General features: G+C 51.7%; 18 protein-coding genes. 17 read left to right on the forward strand and 1 reads right to left on the reverse strand.

The window, feature by feature from the left end; genetic code table 11:
• Positions 1 to 65 precede the first annotated feature (65 nt).
• From NQ012_RS05730 to NQ012_RS05805, 16 genes are all read left to right on the forward strand, one after another.
• Entirely contained in the window at positions 66 to 1,082 is a 1,017-nt protein-coding gene (locus NQ012_RS05730; protein ID WP_257066658.1) for a PD-(D/E)XK nuclease family protein, read from the forward strand.
• Between the two features lie 217 nt (positions 1,083 to 1,299).
• Positions 1,300 to 3,558, forward strand: a complete 2,259-nt coding sequence (gene nuoG / locus NQ012_RS05735; protein ID WP_257066659.1) for an NADH-quinone oxidoreductase subunit NuoG — start codon at positions 1,300 to 1,302, stop codon at positions 3,556 to 3,558.
• A gap of 2 nt (positions 3,559 to 3,560) precedes the next feature.
• The gene (nuoH, locus tag NQ012_RS05740) at positions 3,561 to 4,637 is read left to right on the forward strand and encodes an NADH-quinone oxidoreductase subunit NuoH (protein ID WP_085365826.1); all 1,077 of its coding nucleotides are present in this window, start codon (positions 3,561 to 3,563) and stop codon (positions 4,635 to 4,637) included.
• Positions 4,638 to 4,703: 66 nt separating this feature from the next.
• Complete coding sequence (gene nuoI / locus NQ012_RS05745; protein WP_085365827.1) at positions 4,704 to 5,183, forward strand: NADH-quinone oxidoreductase subunit NuoI; 480 nt, start codon at positions 4,704 to 4,706, stop codon at positions 5,181 to 5,183.
• A gap of 79 nt (positions 5,184 to 5,262) precedes the next feature.
• Entirely contained in the window at positions 5,263 to 5,607 is a 345-nt protein-coding gene (locus tag NQ012_RS05750; protein ID WP_257066660.1) for a VOC family protein, read from the forward strand.
• Between the two features lie 79 nt (positions 5,608 to 5,686).
• Positions 5,687 to 6,343 carry an NADH-quinone oxidoreductase subunit J gene (locus NQ012_RS05755; RefSeq protein WP_085365829.1) on the forward strand — a complete coding sequence of 219 codons (657 nt, stop codon included), beginning with the start codon at positions 5,687 to 5,689 and terminating at the stop codon, positions 6,341 to 6,343.
• On the forward strand, positions 6,340 to 6,645 hold the full coding sequence (gene nuoK, locus NQ012_RS05760) for an NADH-quinone oxidoreductase subunit NuoK (protein WP_085365830.1): 306 nt from the start codon (positions 6,340 to 6,342) through the stop codon (positions 6,643 to 6,645). The genes NQ012_RS05755 and nuoK overlap by 4 nt, the downstream gene beginning before the upstream one ends.
• Positions 6,646 to 6,697: 52 nt before the next feature.
• Complete coding sequence (gene fic, locus NQ012_RS05765) at positions 6,698 to 7,243, forward strand: protein adenylyltransferase Fic (protein ID WP_257066661.1); 546 nt, start codon at positions 6,698 to 6,700, stop codon at positions 7,241 to 7,243.
• 93 nt (positions 7,244 to 7,336) lie between these two features.
• Positions 7,337 to 9,367 carry an NADH-quinone oxidoreductase subunit L gene (gene nuoL / locus NQ012_RS05770; protein WP_257066662.1) on the forward strand — a complete coding sequence of 677 codons (2,031 nt, stop codon included), beginning with the start codon at positions 7,337 to 7,339 and terminating at the stop codon, positions 9,365 to 9,367.
• A 25-nt stretch (positions 9,368 to 9,392) separates the two neighbouring features.
• Positions 9,393 to 10,598 (forward strand): AAA family ATPase, encoded by a 1,206-nt coding sequence (locus NQ012_RS05775; protein WP_257066663.1) that lies wholly within the window; start codon positions 9,393 to 9,395, stop codon positions 10,596 to 10,598.
• Positions 10,598 to 11,056 carry a type II toxin-antitoxin system VapC family toxin gene (locus tag NQ012_RS05780; protein ID WP_257066664.1) on the forward strand — a complete coding sequence of 153 codons (459 nt, stop codon included), beginning with the start codon at positions 10,598 to 10,600 and terminating at the stop codon, positions 11,054 to 11,056. The genes NQ012_RS05775 and NQ012_RS05780 overlap by 1 nt, the downstream gene beginning before the upstream one ends.
• Before the next feature lie 60 nt (positions 11,057 to 11,116).
• On the forward strand, positions 11,117 to 12,616 hold the full coding sequence (locus NQ012_RS05785) for an NADH-quinone oxidoreductase subunit M (RefSeq protein ID WP_257066665.1): 1,500 nt from the start codon (positions 11,117 to 11,119) through the stop codon (positions 12,614 to 12,616).
• Between the two features lie 9 nt (positions 12,617 to 12,625).
• Positions 12,626 to 14,068: an NADH-quinone oxidoreductase subunit NuoN gene (gene nuoN, locus NQ012_RS05790; protein ID WP_257066666.1), complete on the forward strand. Its 1,443-nt coding sequence runs from the start codon at positions 12,626 to 12,628 to the stop codon at positions 14,066 to 14,068.
• Positions 14,069 to 14,445: 377 nt separating this feature from the next.
• Positions 14,446 to 14,745: a DUF2818 family protein gene (locus NQ012_RS05795; protein WP_257066667.1), complete on the forward strand. Its 300-nt coding sequence runs from the start codon at positions 14,446 to 14,448 to the stop codon at positions 14,743 to 14,745.
• 216 nt (positions 14,746 to 14,961) lie between these two features.
• Positions 14,962 to 16,086 (forward strand): glutamate 5-kinase, encoded by a 1,125-nt coding sequence (gene proB, locus NQ012_RS05800; RefSeq protein ID WP_257066668.1) that lies wholly within the window; start codon positions 14,962 to 14,964, stop codon positions 16,084 to 16,086.
• Positions 16,087 to 16,331: 245 nt separating this feature from the next.
• A complete protein-coding gene (locus tag NQ012_RS05805; protein WP_257066669.1) occupies positions 16,332 to 16,760 on the forward strand; it encodes a hypothetical protein in 429 nt (142 codons plus the stop codon).
• Between the two features lie 48 nt (positions 16,761 to 16,808).
• Here the strand turns inward: NQ012_RS05805 and udk are convergent, their stop codons facing one another.
• Positions 16,809 to 17,438 (reverse strand): uridine kinase, encoded by a 630-nt coding sequence (udk, locus tag NQ012_RS05810; protein ID WP_257066670.1) that lies wholly within the window; start codon positions 17,436 to 17,438, stop codon positions 16,809 to 16,811.
• Positions 17,439 to 17,575: 137 nt separating this feature from the next.
• Here udk and NQ012_RS05815 point away from each other — a divergent pair, with 137 nt between their 5' ends.
• Positions 17,576 to 18,436: a ParB/RepB/Spo0J family partition protein gene (locus NQ012_RS05815; RefSeq protein WP_257066671.1), complete on the forward strand. Its 861-nt coding sequence runs from the start codon at positions 17,576 to 17,578 to the stop codon at positions 18,434 to 18,436.
• Positions 18,437 to 18,579 lie beyond the last annotated feature (143 nt).

Raw genomic sequence — 18,579 nt, forward strand, 5'->3', positions numbered from 1 at the left:
CGTCTGAAAAAGATAATAAATTAATTAAGATAAAATAATAATTTGCATCACAAGGACATTTAACGGTGGAAAGAAATAAGCCCAATATTTTTAATATTGCCACTAAAGAGCTTAGCCAAGACGCTTTTATTACTTGGTTGTTATTATTTGGTGATGAAGCGTGGGAAGAAGATTATCCTGAGCTTAATCAGTGTAGCTGTGAGTTTATTACTGCATTATTGCGCAAACATCATCCTGATTTTGACGGCATCATTACTTCCGTTGAAGCGAAACGGCAGCATGAGGGTATTGATATTTGGGTATTAGTTAATCAACATTACCGTTTGATTATTGAAGATAAAACCAATACAGCGCAACACAATAACCAGTTGAGACGCTACCGTGAAATTGCGGAAAAAGATTGCCTTAAGCATAACTATGCCAATCCGGTATGTATTTATCTGAAAACAGGCAATCAAAGTGCAGGCAGTTTGGAATATGTCAAACGAGATGGTTTCCATACATTTTTACGGCAAGACTTTTTAAAAATTTTAGAAAAATACCAACAGATTGAAAACGATATTTTTCAAGATTTTTTAGTACGTTTGCGTATGCTCGAAGGTAAAAATCAAGCATTTAAAGACAAAGAAATCGGTAAATGGAATAAGTATGATTGGCAAGGTTTTTTTGGTTTTTTAGAAAAAGAACAACTTAATGAAAACGAAAAAATTTTAAAAAGATGGGGTTATGCAGCCAATGCCGCAGGCGGATTATTGTGGGGGATTTTGGCAGAGCATCATTCGGTTTATTTTCAGATTGAAAGCAAAGATGCAAAATTGTGTTTCAAAATAAAAGATACAAACCAACAATCTAGCAAGGCTAAATCATATTTTAAATATTTATCGGAGAAAGCTCGAGAAAGTAATTTTTCTCTTCACAAGCCAAAAAGATTCGGCTCAGGTAAAACCATGACGGCTGCTGTTATTGCTTGCGAAGATTGGCTTGGAAATAAAGAAGATAAGTTAAATCCTGAAGATGTGGTGTTGAGGTTAAAGAAGGTTATTGCCTTTTTTGAACAAACTGCCCAACAATTCAGCGAGTAGCAAGAGTAGGTTGGGTTGAAAACCCAACGCAAGCAGGGCCGTCTGAAAAGTTGGGTTTAACCACCCAACCTACAACCCAACCTACAATAAGAATGAAGCAACGGAAACGATGCAGTAAACATCGGGCTACCTGAAAGTAACAAAATGCCTGTCTGAAAACTTTTTTCAGACGGCCTTAAGCAAAAACCTTTAAAAATCCGTAACTAGGAAACACACCATGTTACAAATCGAAATCGACGGTAAACAGATTGCAGTCAAGCAGGGCGCGACTGTGATGGAAGCGGCGCACGAATTGGGCACCTATATTCCGCACTTCTGCTACCACAAAAAATTGTCTATCGCCGCCAACTGCCGCATGTGTTTGGTGGAAGTGGAAAAAGCCCCCAAACCGCTGCCTGCCTGCGCCACGCCGGTAACCGACGGCATGGTGGTGCACACCCATTCGGCCAAGGCCAAACAGGCGCAGGCCGGCGTGATGGAGTTTCTGCTGATCAACCACCCGCTCGACTGCCCGATTTGCGACCAGGGCGGCGAATGCCAGTTGCAGGATTTGGCCGTGGGTTACGGCAATTCCGCCAGCCGCTACACCGAAGAGAAACGCTCGGTGGCCGGCAAAGATATGGGGCCGCTGGTTTCCGCCGCAGAAATGAGCCGCTGCATCCACTGCACCCGCTGCGTGCGTTTTACCGAAGAAATCGCCGGTATGCAGGAAATCGCCATGGCCAACCGCGGCGAGTTTTCCGAAATCATGCCGTTTATCGGCAAAGCGGTGGAAACCGAATTGTCGGGCAACGTGATTGATTTGTGCCCCGTCGGCGCGCTTACCAGCAAACCGTTCCGTTATGATGCGCGCTCGTGGGAGTTGAGCCGCCGCAAATCGATTTCCGCCCATGACGCGCTGGGCAGCAACCTGATCGTGCAAACCAAAGACCACACCGTGCGCCGCGTGCTACCGCTGGAAAACGAAGCCATCAACGAATGCTGGATTGCCGACCGCGACCGTTTCGCCTACGAGGGACTGTATCACGAAAGCCGTCTGAAAACGCCGAAAATCAAACACGGCGGCGAATGGCACGAAGTAGATTGGCAAACCGCGCTGGAATATGTGAAGAAAACGCTGGAGTGCATCGCCAAAGAAGACGGCCAAGACCAAATCGGCATCTGGGCCAACCCGGCGAACACCGTGGAAGAGCTGTATCTGGCGAAAAAACTGGCTGACGGCTTGGGCATCAAGCATTTCGACACCCGCCTGATGCAGCAGGACAACCGCCTTGCCGGCAGCCTGCAAGGCGCACAATGGCTGGGCCAGAGCATCGAAGATTTGGGTAATGCCGACGCCGTATTGGTGGTGGGCGCCAACCTGCGCAAAGAACAGCCGCTGCTAACCGCCCGTCTGCGCCGCGCCGCCAAGTCTTATATGGCCTTGAGCGTGATTGCCAGCAGCAGGGAAGAGCTGCATATGCCGCTGTTCGCGCACGAAGTATTGCACCCCAACGATTGGGCGGATTTCTTGAGCAAACTGGCGCAAGACACGCAAAGCGCCGTTTCAGACGGCCTCAAGCAGGCTGAAAAAGCCGCCGTGATATTGGGCGCGGAAGTGCAGAACCATCCCGACTACGCCGCGATTTACGCCGCCGCGCAACAACTGGCTGCCGCCACCGGCGCCGTGTTGGGCATCCTGCCACAGGCTGCCAACAGTGTGGGTGCAGATGTGTTGGGCGTGAACGGCGGCCAAACCGTGCAGGAAATGCTGGCACAGCCGAAAAAAGCCGTGCTGCTCTTGAACGTGGAGCCGGAAATCGACGTGGCGGGCGGCGCCAAAGCCGTGGCCGCGCTGAAACAGGCGCAAAGCGTGATGGCGTTTACCCCGTTTGAAAGCGAAACCTTGCGCGAAGTGTGCGACGTGATGCTGCCGGTTGCGCCGTTTACCGAAACTTCGGGCAGCTTTATCAATATGGAAGGCCGCCTGCAATCGTTCCACGGCGTGGTGAAAGGCTTGGCCGACAGCCGCCCCTTGTGGAAAGTATTGCGCGTGTTGGGCAATGTGTTCGGCTTGGACGGTTTTGAATACGACAGCAGCGAACAGGTGCTGAAAGAAGCCGTTGGGCAAGAAGGCCTGTCTGAAAAATTAAACAACCAAAGCACTTGGCAGGGCGCAAGCGTTCAGACGGCCTCCGGGCTGGTGCGCGTGGGCGGCGTCGGCATTTACCACACCGATGCGCTGGTGCGCCGTTCGGCACCGCTGCAAGCCACCAGCCATGCGCAAACCCCCGCCGCCCGTGTGCATCCGAACACGCTGGCTAAGCTCGGCCTGCAAGACGGCGAGCGTGCGCAGGCCGTGCAAGGCGGTGCGCGCGTTGACGTGAGCGTGGCGGCCGATGCGCACCTGCCCGAAAACGTGGTGTATCTGCCGCTGCATACCGCAAATGCCGCGCTGGGTGCGTTAATGAACCGCATTGAATTGGAAAGGGCATAATCATGCAAGAGTGGTTCCAAGCCTTGTTTGCCACGCAGCTCGGAATGGGCGCGCTGGGCAACGATGTCGGCCTGGTGGTGTCGATTATCGTAAAAATCGTGATTATCCTGATTCCGCTGATTCTCACCGTGGCCTACCTCACTTATTTCGAGCGCAAGGTAATCGGCTATATGCAGCTGCGCGTCGGCCCCAACGTAACCGGCCCGTTCGGCCTGATCCAGCCGTTTGCCGACGTGTTCAAACTGCTGTTTAAAGAAGTAACCCGCCCCAAGCTGTCGAACAAAGCCCTGTTCTATATCGGCCCGATGATGTCGCTTGCCCCTGCGTTTGCTGCGTGGGCGGTGATTCCGTTCAGCAGCGAATGGTGGCTCACCAACGTTAACGCCGGCCTGCTGTTTATTCTGATGATTACTTCGCTGTCGGTGTATGGTGTGATTATCGCCGGTTGGGCATCCAACTCGAAATATTCGTTTTTGGGTGCGATGCGTTCTTCGGCCCAAACCATTTCCTACGAAATCGCCATGGGTGCGGCTTTGGTGGGCGTGGTGATGGTGTCGGGCAGCCTGAACTTTATCGATATCGTAGAAGGGCAGAGCAAGGGCATTGCCGGCGGTTCGATTTTTTCTTGGAACTGGCTGCCGCTGTTTCCGCTGTTTATCGTTTACCTGATTTCCGCCGTGGCCGAAACCAACCGCGCCCCGTTCGACGTGGCCGAGGGCGAATCGGAAATCGTGGCCGGTTTCCACGTGGAATATTCCGGCTTCGCGTTTGCGCTCTTCTTTTTGGCGGAATATATTTTCATGATTCTGATTGCCGCGCTCACTTCGCTGATGTTTTTGGGCGGCTGGCTCTCGCCTTTTCCGCAAAGCTGGGGTTTTATCGGCACGCCGGGCGCATTCTGGATGTTTGTGAAAATGGCCTTTATTCTTTACGGCTATTTGTGGATACGCGCCACTTTCCCGCGCTACCGCTACGACCAAATCATGCGTTTGGGCTGGAAGGTGTTGATTCCCATCGGCTTTATCGGCATCGTGGTGCTCGGCTTGTGGATGATTTCGCCGCTGAGTTTGTGGAAGTAACAGGCCGTCTGAAACCCCGAACAAACAGTTAATAAACACAAACCCCTATCCAAAAGGGTAATCGATATGGCAAACCTAGTAAAAACCTTTCTGCTCGGCGAATTGGTAAAAGGCATGGGCGTAACGCTCAAAAACTTCTTCGCCCGCAAAGAAACGATTATGTTCCCCGAAGAGAAAACGCCGCAGTCGGTGCGTTTCCGCGGACTGCACGCGCAGCGTCGCTATCCCAACGGCGAAGAACGCTGCATCGCCTGCAAACTGTGCGAAGCGGTTTGCCCGGCGATGGCCATCAATATCGAATCGGAGCAGCGCGAAGACGGTACCCGCCGCACCACCCGCTACGACATCGACTTGACCAAGTGCATTTTCTGCGGCTTCTGCGAAGAAGCCTGCCCGGTGGACGCGATTGTGGAAACCCATATTCTCGAATACCACGGCGAAAAACGCGGCGATCTGTATTATACCAAACCCATGCTGCTGGCCATCGGCGATAAATACGAAAACGAAATCGCCAAACGCAAAGCGGCCGACGCGCCTTACCGATAAGGCCGTCTGAAAAATTGATGGGGTAGGCCGGACAATCTGTTCCACGGATTTTCTGCCCACGCGAAGAGGATTAATTGCGATGAAACTGTTTAAAACCGCCGGTTTGGTTTCCGTTGTCGGCGTATCCGATTTCCAAACCGCTTTGGCGTGGTACGGCAAATGGCTGGGCAAACCCGACGAAATGCCTGCGGAAAATATAGCCGAATGGCTGATTGCCGAATATGCTTGGCTGCAATTGGACGGCAGCAAAACCCCGGGTTCGGATGCCGTTGTGATTACCGTAGAAAATGTCGCCTCCTGCCGTGATGCCCTGATTGCGGCGGGAATCGAAGCAGGTGAAATAACCGATTGGGAAGTTGTGCTGACCTGCGATTTGAACGACCCCGACGGCAACAGGATTTCGCTGGCGCAGATTGTTGCATAAAGCCTTGTTTCAGACGGCATCAAGGCCGTTTGAAAGCTCCGGATAAAGATTAAAAAACCAACCGAGAAAGAGCAATTTTATGACCTTCTCCCTGATTATGTTTTACGTTTTGGCTGCCATGATACTCTTCGGCGCGCTGAAAACCGTAACCGTAAAAAACCCTGTGCATGCGGCGCTGTATCTGGTGCTCACTTTCTGCGTGAGCGCGCTGATGTGGATGCTGATGCAGGCCGAATTCTTGGGCATCACGCTGGTGTTGGTGTATGTGGGCGCGGTGATGGTGCTGTTCCTGTTTGTGGTGATGATGCTGAACATCGACATCGAAGAAATGCGCGCGGGCTTTTGGCGTCATGCGCCGGTAGCCGGTTTGGTGGGTGTGTTGATGTCGGTGGCGCTGATTCTGATTTTGGTGAATCCGAAAACCAATCTGGCCGCGTTCGGTGCGATGAAAGAGATTCCCGCCGATTACAGCAACGTGCGCGATTTGGGCAACCAGCTCTACACCACCTACCTGCTGCCGTTCGAGTTGGCGGGCGTGCTGCTGGTGTTGGGCATGGTGGCGGCGATTGCGCTGGTGCACCGCAAAACGTTTAACCCTAAAGCCATCAATCCTGCCGATCAGGTGAAAGTCAATGCCAAAGAAGGCCGTTTGCGTATGGTGAAAATGGAAGCCGTCAGGCCGTCTGAAACGGCAGGCGAAACGGATTCGGACGGCAAAGAGGAGGGCAAAGCATGATTACCTTAACGCATTATTTGGTTTTGGCCGCGCTTCTGTTCGGCATCAGCGCCATGGGCATTTTTATGAACCGCAAAAACGTGCTGATTCTGCTGATGTCAATCGAATTGATGCTGCTGGCGGTAAACTTCAACTTTATTGCGTTTTCGCAATATTTGGGCGACACGGCAGGGCAGATTTTCGTGTTTTTCATCTTAACCGTGGCCGCCGCAGAATCCGCCATCGGCTTGGCGATTATGGTGTTGGTGTTCCGCAACCGCAATACGATTAACGTGGCCGATTTGGATACCTTGAAAGGCTGACGGGCAGGGCAACCTAAACCAAGGCCGTCTGAAAACCCAAGCGGGATGAGAGATGAAATCCATCGACGAGCAAAGCCTGCAAAATACTTACCGCCTGTTTGAAAGCGGCGATATAAACCGAATTGAAGCCGGCACAACGGCAGGCTTGCAGCAGATTCACCGTTATCTCTTCGGCGGGCTGTATGAATTTGCCGGAGAAATCAGGGAAAACGATATTTCAAAAGGCGGTTTCCGTTTTGTCAACGTCCTTTACCTGAAAGAAGCGTTGGCCAAAATCGAGCAGATGCCGGAGCGGAATTTTGAAGAAATCATCGCCAAATATGTTGAAATGAACATTGCCCACCCGTTTTTGGAAGGCAACGGCAGAAGCACCCGCATTTGGCTGGATTTGGTGTTGAAGAAAAACCTGAAAAAAGTAGTGGATTGGCAAAACGTTGATAAAACCCTTTATTTGCAGGCGATGGAGCGCAGCCCCGTCAACGATTTGGAATTGCGCTTTTTATTGCAGAACAACCTGACCGATGATGTGGACAACCGCGAGATGATATTTAAAGGCATCGAGCAGTCGTATTATTATGAAGGGTATGAAAAGAGCTGAAAGGCCGTCTGAAAACAACCTGCAAATTGAAAACACAAGATTTAAAACAAACCGATTGAACCCTTAACCCCACCAAGCAGATAAGGTTAAAAAATGACTGATATGACTTTATATCTCGCCATCGCGTTGGCTCCCCTGGCAGGCTGCCTGCTGGCGGGCCTGTTCGGCAAGCAGATCGGCCGCGCGGGCGCGCACACGGTTACCATTTTGGGTGTGGCCGTTTCCACCGTGTTGTCGGCCTATGTGCTGTGGGGCTTTATCGACGGCTCGCGCGCCAAGTTCGACGAAAACGTTTATACCTGGCTTACCATGGGCGGCTTGGATTTCTCGGTCGGCTTTCTGGTTGACAGCCTAACCGCCATGATGATGGTGGTGGTAACGTTTGTGTCGCTGATGGTGCATATCTACACCATCGGCTATATGCACGATGAAAAAGTGGGCTACCAACGCTTCTTCAGCTATATCTCGCTGTTTACCTTCTCCATGCTGATGCTGGTGATGAGCAATAACTTCGTCCAGCTCTTCTTCGGTTGGGAAGCGGTGGGTTTGGTGTCTTACCTGCTTATCGGTTTCTATTTCAAACGCGAAAGTGCGATTTTCGCCAACTTAAAAGCCTTTTTGGTGAACCGTGTGGGCGATTTCGGTTTTATTTTGGGAATCGGTTTGATTTTGGCCTATTTCGGCGGCAGCCTGCGCTATGCAGATGTGTTCGCTTATCTGCCAAACGTACAAAACGCCACCATCAGCCTGTTCCCCGGTGTGGAATGGAGCCTGATTACCGTTACCTGCCTGTTGTTGTTTGTGGGCGCGATGGGTAAATCGGCACAGTTTCCGCTGCACGTTTGGCTGCCCGACTCTATGGAAGGCCCGACGCCGATTTCGGCTCTGATTCACGCGGCCACCATGGTAACCGCCGGCTTGTTTATGGTGTCGCGCATGTCGCCGATTTACGAGCTTTCCACCACCGCCTTGAGCGTGATTATGGTGGTGGGCGCGATTACCGCACTGTTTATGGGCTTTTTGGGCACCATTCAAAACGACATCAAACGCGTGGTGGCTTATTCCACCCTGTCGCAATTGGGCTATATGACCGTGGCTTTGGGCGTGTCGGCCTATTCGATTGCGATGTTCCATGTGATGACCCACGCCTTCTTCAAAGCCCTGCTGTTCTTGGCTGCGGGTAGCGCCATTATCGGTATGCACCACGATCAGGATATGCGCCATATGGGCAACCTGAAAAAATACATGCCGATTACTTGGCTGACCATGCTGCTTGGCAACTTGGCACTGATCGGCACGCCATTCTTCTCCGGTTTCTATTCCAAAGATTCCATTATCGAAGCCGTGCATTTCAGCGATTTGCCCGGCAGCGGTTTCGCCTATTTCGCCGTACTTGCCAGCGTGTTTGTTACCGCTTTCTATGCCTTCCGCCAATATTTCATGGTGTTCCACGGCAAAGAAAAATGGCGTGAATTGCCCGAACATCACGATGATCATCATGACGATGGACATCATCACGGTTTGGGCAAAAACGACAACCCGCACGAAAGCCCATGGGTGGTTACCCTGCCGCTGGTTTTGCTGGCCATTCCGTCGGTGGTTATCGGATATATCGCCATCGAACCCATGCTCTACGGCGATTTCTTTAAAGATGTGATTTATGTGAACCACGAAGCCCATCCCGTGATGGCGAAAATGGCCGAAGCCTTCCACGGCCCGCTGGCCATGGTTTCCCACAGCCTGCACACGCCCGTGCTCTATCTCGCCATCGCAGGCGTGGTAACGGCATGGCTGCTGTATGTGAAAGCTCCGAACCTGCCGGCCAAGATTGCCGCCGCCTCCAAGCCGGTTTACACCCTGCTCGACAACAAATACTACTTAGACGTGATTTACTTCAACGTATTTGCCAAAGGCAGCCGCGCATTGGGCAATTTCTTCTGGAAAGTGGGCGATACCGCCATTATCGACAACGGTATCGTCAACGGCTCGGCCAAAGCCGTCGGCGCGCTGGCCGCCCAAGTGCGCAAAATGCAAACCGGCTTTATCTACACCTACGCCGCCGCCATGGTGTTTGGTGTGCTGGTGCTGATTGTGGCGTTTTTCTGGGGGCTTTGGTTTCAATAAGGCCGTTTGAAAAAAAGGATTGTAAATGGCAAAAGAGATTTTTGATGGAATTGTCCGCTTTGAACAGGTAAAGGGTGTCGGTACCATGCAGGTTGATTTTCTGCCTAATCAGCGTGTTTATACGCTGATCGGGGAAAATGGTGTGGGAAAGACCAAGTGGTTGGAATGTTTGTTTACCTTTCTACTGTTAACTAGCCGGGTTGTCCGAGAAGTTCCTTCGTGGGTGCATCTAAATGCATTGCCGTTTAAAAAAATAATTTCACCAATAGGTGAGGAGAGTTTTACTTCTTCGGATGTAGAGGAGATGCCAGCAGATTTACCTTCTAACAGCATCGACATACCTCCAGATGCTTTGAATTTTCAATGGGAACATGACCGATTTTCTAAGTTTCAGCACAATTGGCCTATTGTTTATTTAGCTGCCCAAAATCGTGGCAATTTAAGGCATGTAGGCGACACCATAGAGTTGATGGGAAATTTCCAACAGCGATCAAAGCAATATTTCGGGCAGTTGTTTTCAGTTCTTTACCATAGAGCAGATGATATTAAATCTCTTAATATGGATACCAACATCGAAGAATGGATTATCCAACGCGCTCAGTCTGCAAACCCGTATCAGGTGAAAGAAGACAACCGTAAAATAGAAATTGATACCTTATTAGATTTGCTGAACCGTATCGACAAACGTATTGATAAAGATTTTTTGGAAATTTCAGGCAGCAACCGCGTATTTATCAAGGTGGAAGGCAAGAAGACAGAGTTATCTGACTTATCCAGCGGGTTTACCTCGATTTTGAAAATCATCCAATCGATTATTGCAGGATATAGCTACTTCACCAATGAAGTACAAATAGCAAATGTGCGGGGTGTGGTGCTGATTGATGAAATCGAAAGTCATCTACATAACGAATGGCAGGTTAAAATTGTTCCGTTGCTGAAAAAACTTTTTCCAAACACCACGTTTTTTATTACCACACATTCGTCTTTGATTATCAGCCAGTTGGAACAGGGGGAAGCCTACCGTTTGCAGCGCAGCAAGGAAGATGGTGTGGTATACGGCAAAGTGATTGATTATCCGAGCCAAGCGTCTTTCGTCGATTTGCTGAACGAAGCTTTTGGTGTGGATTTAAACAGCTTGAAAATTCAGCGGGCAAAAGAGCGCAGCCAAAAAGAGGCCAAACTGGCTTTGTTGGATTTAGTACAACGAGAATTGGGTCAACAGGGGGAATAATGTCGGATTATTTATTGGATACCAATTATCTGATTTATTTGGCAGATGCCGATTCCGATAAAGCCAAACGCCGTGAAATTTTGCAGGATTTTGCCGATAAGTTGGGGCAAGAGGAAAGTCGCTTCTTTTTAACACCGTTAATTCGCTACGAAGTATTACGCGGCGTAGGTTGGGAAGATAACGTAAAGCTGCAAGCATTATCCGATGTTTTGACACAATTCGAGTCTTTAGATATTACTCAGGGTGTAGCTGATTTGGCAGGGGAGTTATACAGGTTTGATAAATTTGAAGCCGAACGGACACAATCCGGTAAAAATCTAGAAAAGCGTAAATTCGATATGTTTCATTTTGCTATTGCAAAAGTGAGTCATTTAGAGATTTTATCGAAAGACAGCGACTTGGCAAGAATCGAAGCGTTACATACGCAGATGCAGGCAGAAAAGGCTAATGCCGTCTGAAACCTGCACCACATAAAAACACACAACAACTTTTGATTTACAAAACCACAGGAAAAAACCATGTTTTCCAACCACCTACTCAGCTTGGCAATATGGGTGCCGATTATCGCCGGCGTGCTGGTTCTGGCCACAGGCTCGGACCGCCGTGCGCCGTTGGCACGCATTCTTGCCTTTATCGGTTCGCTGGCGGGATTTTTGGTCACGCTGCCGCTGTTTACCCGTTTCGACCGTTTGAACGGCGGCTATCAGTTTGCCGAATTCCACCAGTGGATTCCCGCGCTGAATATCAATTACGCGCTGGGTGTGGACGGTATTTCGGTGCTGTTCGTCATTCTGAACGCCTTTATCACGCTGATGGTGGTGCTGGCGGGTTGGGAAGTGATTCAGAAACGCCCCGCGCAGTATATGGCGGCCTTTTTGATTATGTCCGGCCTGATTAACGGTGCGTTTGCCGCGCAGGATGCGATTCTGTTTTATGTGTTCTTCGAAGGTATGCTGATTCCGCTCTACCTGATTATCGGTATGTGGGGCGGCCCGCGCCGCGTGTATGCTTCGGTGAAGCTGTTTCTCTACACCCTGCTCGGTTCGCTGCTGATGCTGGTGGGTTTGGTTTATCTGTCTTACCAGGCCGGCGGCAGCTTTTCGATTGTGGATTTCCAAAACCTGAAGCAGATTCCGCTGGGTGTGCAGCAGTTGCTGTTTATCGCGTTTTTCCTGTCTTTCGCGGTGAAAGTGCCGATGTGGCCGGTGCACACCTGGCTGCCCGATGCCCACGTTGAAGCGCCGACGGGCGGTTCTATGGTGTTGGCGGCGATTACGCTGAAAGTGGGTGCCTACGGTTTCCTGCGTTTTATCCTGCCGATTCTGCCCGACGCGTCGCGCTATTTCGCGCCCGCAATTGTGGTGCTGAGCCTGATTGCGGTGATTTATATCGGCATGGTGGCGTTGGTGCAGACCGATATGAAAAAGCTAGTGGCTTATTCTTCTATCAGCCACATGGGTTTCGTTACTTTGGGTATGTTCCTGTTTGTTGACGGCCATCTGAACGACTGGGCGTTGAAAGGTGCGGTTATCCAGATGATTTCGCACGGTTTTGTTTCTGCCGCGATGTTTATGTGCATCGGCGTGATGTACGACCGCCTGCACAGCCGCAATATCGCCGATTACGGCGGCGTGGTAAACGTGATGCCGAAATTCGCCGCTTTTATGATGCTGTTCGGCATGGCCAATGCCGGTTTGCCCGCCACTTCGGGTTTTGTGGGCGAATTTATGGTGATTATGGGCGCGGTGGAAGTGAATTTCTGGGTGGGCGCACTAGCCGCGCTGACGCTGATTTACGGTGCTTCTTATACCTTGTGGATGTATAAGCGCGTGATTTTCGGTGAAATCACCAACCCCGAAGTGAAAGAAATGAAAGACATCAACTGCCGCGAGTTCGCTGTTTTGGCAGTTTTGGCGGTGGCGGTGTTGGGCATGGGCCTGTATCCCGTAGCGTTTATCGAAATCATCCACCAGGCTGCCAACGATTTGATCAGCCAAGTGGCGCAAAGCAAGATTTGAGGTGTGTGAATGAACTGGACCGATTTGAATTTAATCCCCGCCATGCCTGAAATCGTGTTGGCGTCGGCATTATTTATCGTGTTGCTGGCGGATTTGTGGGTGAAAGACGAAAACCGCTTCATCACCCATATCCTGAGCTTGCTTTCTTTGGCGGCGGTGGCGGTTACGCAATGGCTGGTGTGGACACCCGACAGTGTGTACACGTTCGGCGGCATGTATATTGCCGACGGTATGTCGCGCCTGTCGAAAATGGTGATGTATGCCGGCTTGTTTGCCTTGTTTGTGTACAGCAAGCCGTATAACCAGGCGCGCAACATTTTTAAAGGCGAGTTTTACACCTTGTCGCTGTTTGCCCTCATCGGCATGAGCGTGATGGTGAGCGCGGGGCATTTCCTAACCGCCTATATCGGTTTGGAGCTGTTGTCGCTTTCGCTTTATGCCATGATTGCCCTGCGCCGCGATTCGGCCAAAGCCGCCGAGGCCGCGCTGAAATATTTCGTGTTGGGCGCGCTCGCTTCGGGCTTGCTGCTGTACGGCATTTCCATGGTTTATGGCGCCACCGGTTCGCTGGAGTTCGCCACCGTGCTGGCAACGGCCTACGACGGCCAAGCGCAGGAATGGCTGCTGAAGCTCGGCGTGGTGTTTATCGTGGTGGCGGTGGCGTTCAAGCTGGGTGCGGTGCCGTTCCATATGTGGGTGCCCGATGTGTATCAGGGTGCGCCCACTTCGGTGGCCGCTTTTGTGGGCAGCGTGCCGAAAATCGCCGCCGTGGTGTTTGCTTTCCGCATTTTGGTAACGGGTTTGGGTACGGTTCAGCACGATTGGACGCAGATGCTGGCGATTCTCGCCGTGGCCTCGCTGTTGGTCAGCAATCTGGCGGCGATTATGCAAACCAATATCAAGCGTATGTTTGCCTATTCCACCATTTCCCATATGGGCTTTATCCTGCTGGCGTTTATGGCGGGTGCGCTGGGCTTTACCGCCGGTTTGTATTACGCCATCGCTTATGTGGTGATGGGCTTGGTGGGCTTCGGCGTGTTGATGCTGTTGTCTAACGAAGCCGTGGAATGCGAAGAAGTCAACGATTTGGCCGGTTTGAACCAGCGCAATGCCTGGTATGCCTTTCTGATGCTGCTGGCAATGTTTTCAATGGCCGGTATTCCGCCGCTGATGGGTTTTTATGCCAAGTTTGCCGTGATTAAGGCGTTGTTGTCGCAAGGTTATATCTGGCTGTCGGTGTTTGCCGTGGTGATGAGCCTGATTGGCGCGTTCTACTACCTGCGCGTGGTGAAAGTGATGTATTTCGACCCCGCTGCCAACGAGCAGCCCGTCGGCAGCAATGCGGCGGCGAAAGTGTTTTTATCGGTTAACGCCGCGCTGCTGCTGGTTTGGGGCGTGATGCCGCAAAGCGTGATGGACTGGTGTTTGAAAGCGCTGGAGAACACCCTGTAAGCCTTGCAGGCTTATGCAAACCGAACGGCAACCCCACGGGCGTTGCCGTTTTTGTTAATATGGCGGCCGTGCCGAAAATTTTTCAGACGGCTTTAAGGGCGGCAGGATATTGTCGGATTCCGCGCTGCCTTTTAGGGAGTGTAGTCAGAAGGCTTGCGAAGCGGTTTTTTGAGGGAAAATTCGCAGATGCAAGGCAAAAAGTGCAGCAAGATTGGACATCTTGCGAGCATTTTAGCTTCGCAAGTCCGCTACGCTACCTAACGCCGCAGATGCGGATTTTGACCAAAAATACCGCCGTAACGCTTTCTGACTACACTCCCTAATCAAAACCAAAGAATGAAGGCTTCGGGCCGTCTGAATCAACACAAGGTTTCCGTATGACCGCATCCATGTATATTTTATTGCTGCTGGCATTTATTTTCGCCAACACCCCGTTTCTTACCCCGCGCCTGCTGGGTATTTTCCCGCTCAAGCACAAGCATTTCGGCCATCACTTGTTCGAGCTGTTTGTCGGTTTCGGCATTACCGCCGGCTTGGCGCGTTTGCTCGAATCGCGGGCGGGCAGCGTACATCCGCAGGATTGGGAATTTTATGCCGTGGTTGTGTGCCTGTATCTTATTTTTGCCTTTCCCGCTTTTGTGTGGCGGTATTTCTGGCAGGGCCGCAACCGCGAATAACCGCAACTTTATAGTGAATAAAATTACTCCGCTACGGCGTTGCTGCGCCTTAGCTTAAAGAGAACAATTTTGTAAGCCGCTGAAGCGGCAACAGAATCGGTTTCGTACTAGTGTACTGTCTGCGGCTTGCTGCCTTGTATCGAAGTAATTTTATCCGTTATGCTTTTCAGACGGCCTGAAAAGAGGCCGTCTGAAAACACCGCTGAAAGAACCATTATGGAAATCGAAAACTTATCCCGGGCAGAGTTGATTGTAGTGAAAGTCGGCTCCAGCCTGGTTACCGCCGAAGGACGCGGCATAGACCAAGCCGCACTCAACTTGTGGGCCGCACAGATTGTGGCGCTGAAGCAAAACGGTGTGAATGTGGTGTTTGTGTCCAGCGGTGCCATTGCCGAAGGCATCAAACGCTTGGGTTGGCCGAAGCGGCCCAAAGCGCTCAACGAGCTGCAAGCGGCGGCGGCGGTGGGGCAGATGGGCATTGCACAGGCATATGAAGCTGCGTTCCGCCCGCATAACGTACACACCGCGCAGATTCTGCTCACACACGAAGATTTGAGCAACCGCACCCGTTATCTCAACGCCCGCAGCACCCTGCTGACGCTGCTCGAAAAAGGCATCGTGCCGATTATCAATGAAAACGACACCGTTACTACCGATGAAATCAAACTCGGCGATAACGACACTTTAGGCGCACTGGTTACCAATCTGGTTGATGCCGACGCCCTGATTATCCTCACCGACCAGCAAGGCCTGTATGACAGCGACCCGCGCAAAAACCCGCAGGCGCAGTTTATCAGCCGCATCGCCGCCGGGCATCCCGATTTGGAAAACATGGCGGGCGGCGCGGGCAGCGGCGTTGGTACCGGCGGTATGTACACCAAAGTGCTGGCTGCCAAACGCGCAGCTTTGAGCGGGGCGGCCACCGTGGTGGCATCGGGCCGCGAACCGGACGTATTGCTGCGCCTGCATCGCGGCGAAAGCATAGGCACGCTGTTTACCAGCGGCCACAGCCGCGTTGCCGCCCGCAAGCAATGGCTGCTCGGCCATATACAGATGGTGGGCAGCCTGGTGGTGGACGAGGGGGCGGAAAAAGCGCTTACCGCACACCACCGCAGCCTGCTGCCCGTGGGCTGCGTGCGGGTGAACGGCCATTTCCACCGGGGCGAGCTGGTGGCGGTGTTGAACACCGAGGGCAGGGAAATCGCCCGCGGTTTGGTCAATTACAGCAGCGGCGAAATCGGTAAAATTTTAAAAACGCCGTCTGAACAAATCGCCGCCAAGCTCGGCTATATCAACGAAGAAGAGTTGATACACCGCGACAATATGGCGCTGCACCGCTGAAAGCGGCGGCATAGGCAGGCCGGGGCTTTTACAAAAATACCTTAGGGTCAATTGTCAACAGACCCTAAGGCCGTCTGAAAGTATGACAAGGCTGTTACTAAGCAAGTGGTTTGACTATAGCTGCGAAAAGCTGCAAACCGCAGCAGAGAAAAAGAAGTTTTGAGAAGTAAAAATAAGTTTACCGGCTATGAAAAATTCAGACGGCCTTAATATAGGCTGCGCGTGAACAAATTCGGAAAGCAAACATGATTTCCCTGACCACATTAATCATAGCAGGCGTATTGTTGGCCGCTGCGCTGATTGCCTCTGTGTTGGTGCCGAACCCGGTTACCTGGCTGGTAACGCTGGTGTTGGGCGGCCTGTTTTTCTTTATATTGCTGCCGAAATACCAAGGCGAGCAGCAGGCCGTGAAAAGCGGGGCGGAGATTCAGGCCGCCGTGCAGGAAGTGCGGCAGTGGAGCCGTAAAACGGGCGACGGCGATTATATCGATCAATATGAAATCATCGCCGTTGCACCGAACCCGCACAACGGCAAAATCCAAACGTTCGTCAGCCCGCCGATGGCGCAAAACCCCAAGCCTTATTTGGGCGGCAGCGTTAAGGTGAAGGTGGATTGGTCAAACCCCAAAGCCTATGTGATGGATTTGTCGTTTCTGCCGTTCAAGGTGCATTGACACATTGACAACAAAGCAGGGCAGGGCTTCAGGCCGTCTGAAAAATCATCAAAGCTGCTCTTGCAGCACCGCCTCGATTTTGGCAATCAACACGTCCACCGCCACATTGTTCTGTTCGTCGCAGGGGATAATCATGTGTGCGTAGCGTTTGGTGGGCTCGACAAACTGGTTGTGCATGGGGCGGACTTGGCCGGTATATTGCGCCACCACCGATTCCACCGAGCGCCCGCGTTCTTGAATATCACGCAGCATTCTGCGGATAAAGCGCAAATCGGCATCGGTATCGACAAACAGCTTGATGTCCATCAGATTGCGGATTTTTTCATCATATAAGGCCAAAATCCCTTCCAAAATAATCACGTCCACCGGCTCTTGGCGGATGGTTTCCGCCGCACGCAGATAGGTTTTGTAGTTATGCTGCGGCAATTCCACCGCTTTGCGTTGCAAAAGCTGTGTCAGGTGTGCGTGAAGCAGGTCGTTGTCGTAGGCGCAGGGGTGGTCGTAGTTTTGCCGCTGCCGCTCTTCAAACGAAAGGTGCGGCTGGTCAACATAGTAATCATCCTGCTCGATAATCGTGATCGAACGGCCGCTGAAACGGCGGTATATCGCTTGCGATACGGTGGTTTTGCCGGAGCCGGAACCGCCGGCTACGCCGATAATCACAGGTTTTTTCATCATTAACTGTTCCGAAAGAAAATGAGCGGTATTATATCAAGAAAAACAGTGCAGTCCGAAGGTAGGGCAGATGCCTCTGCCTGTGCGCCCGAACGCAATATCCGATACAATTAAGGCCGTCTGAAAAAAGGAACCACCACATGGCAAAACCCAAAGGCGGCTTAGGCCGCGGCTTAGATTCACTGATTTCCAACAATATCGACGACGGCGGTAACGACCGTCTCACCACGGTTGCCGTGTCCGACATACAGCCCGGCCGCTACCAGCCGCGCGTGCAGATGGACGACGAAGCCCTGCACGAGTTGGCCGAATCCATTAAAGCCCAAGGCGTTATCCAACCCGTTATCGTGCGCGAACGCGGCTTGTCGCAATACGAGCTGATTGCCGGCGAGCGCCGCTGGCGCGCCAGCCAACTGGCCGGATTAACCGAGATCCCCGTGGTGGTCAAAAGCATCAGCGACGAAGCCGCCTTGGCGATGGGTCTGATTGAAAACCTGCAACGCGAAAACCTCAACCCCATCGAAGAAGCGCGCGGCTTGAAACGCTTGGCCGACGAATTCAGCTTAACGCACGAAACCATCGCTAAAGCCGTGGGCAAAAGCCGCAGCGCCATTTCCAACAGCCTGCGCCTTTTGGGCTTGCCCGAACCGGTGCAGGATATGCTGTATCAGCGCCGTTTGGAAATGGGCCACGCCCGCGCCCTGTTAACCCTGCCGGTGGTCGACCAACTACTGTTGGCTCAAAAAGCCGTAAAAAACGGGTGGTCGGTGCGCGAGGTCGAACGCCGCAGCCAGTTGATGCATCAAGGCAAAAAGGCGGAAACCATCAAAAAAATCAACCCCGATATCCGCCGTTTGAACGATGCCATTACCGACAAACTGGGCGTGAATGCCGAAGTGCAGACCCGGAACCAGAAAAAAGGCAAAATCGTTTTGTATTTCGATACCCCCGAAACGCTGGAAAACCTGTTGCAGCAACTCGGGGTAGAATATGATGCTTGAACCGCTGTAGTTGCCCGATGAGGCCGTCTGAATTTTCAGACGGCCTTTGTTTTGATATAAACAACTTATAAAAGCCGGGAAAAAAAGCAGATTATGCACAAATAAGCAGAGATTCCGCTGTTTAATTTTTAATATAATGTAGT

Origin of the sequence: Neisseria dentiae, from assembly GCF_024580525.1 — a bacterium.
GTDB lineage: Bacteria > Pseudomonadota > Gammaproteobacteria > Burkholderiales > Neisseriaceae > Neisseria > Neisseria dentiae_A.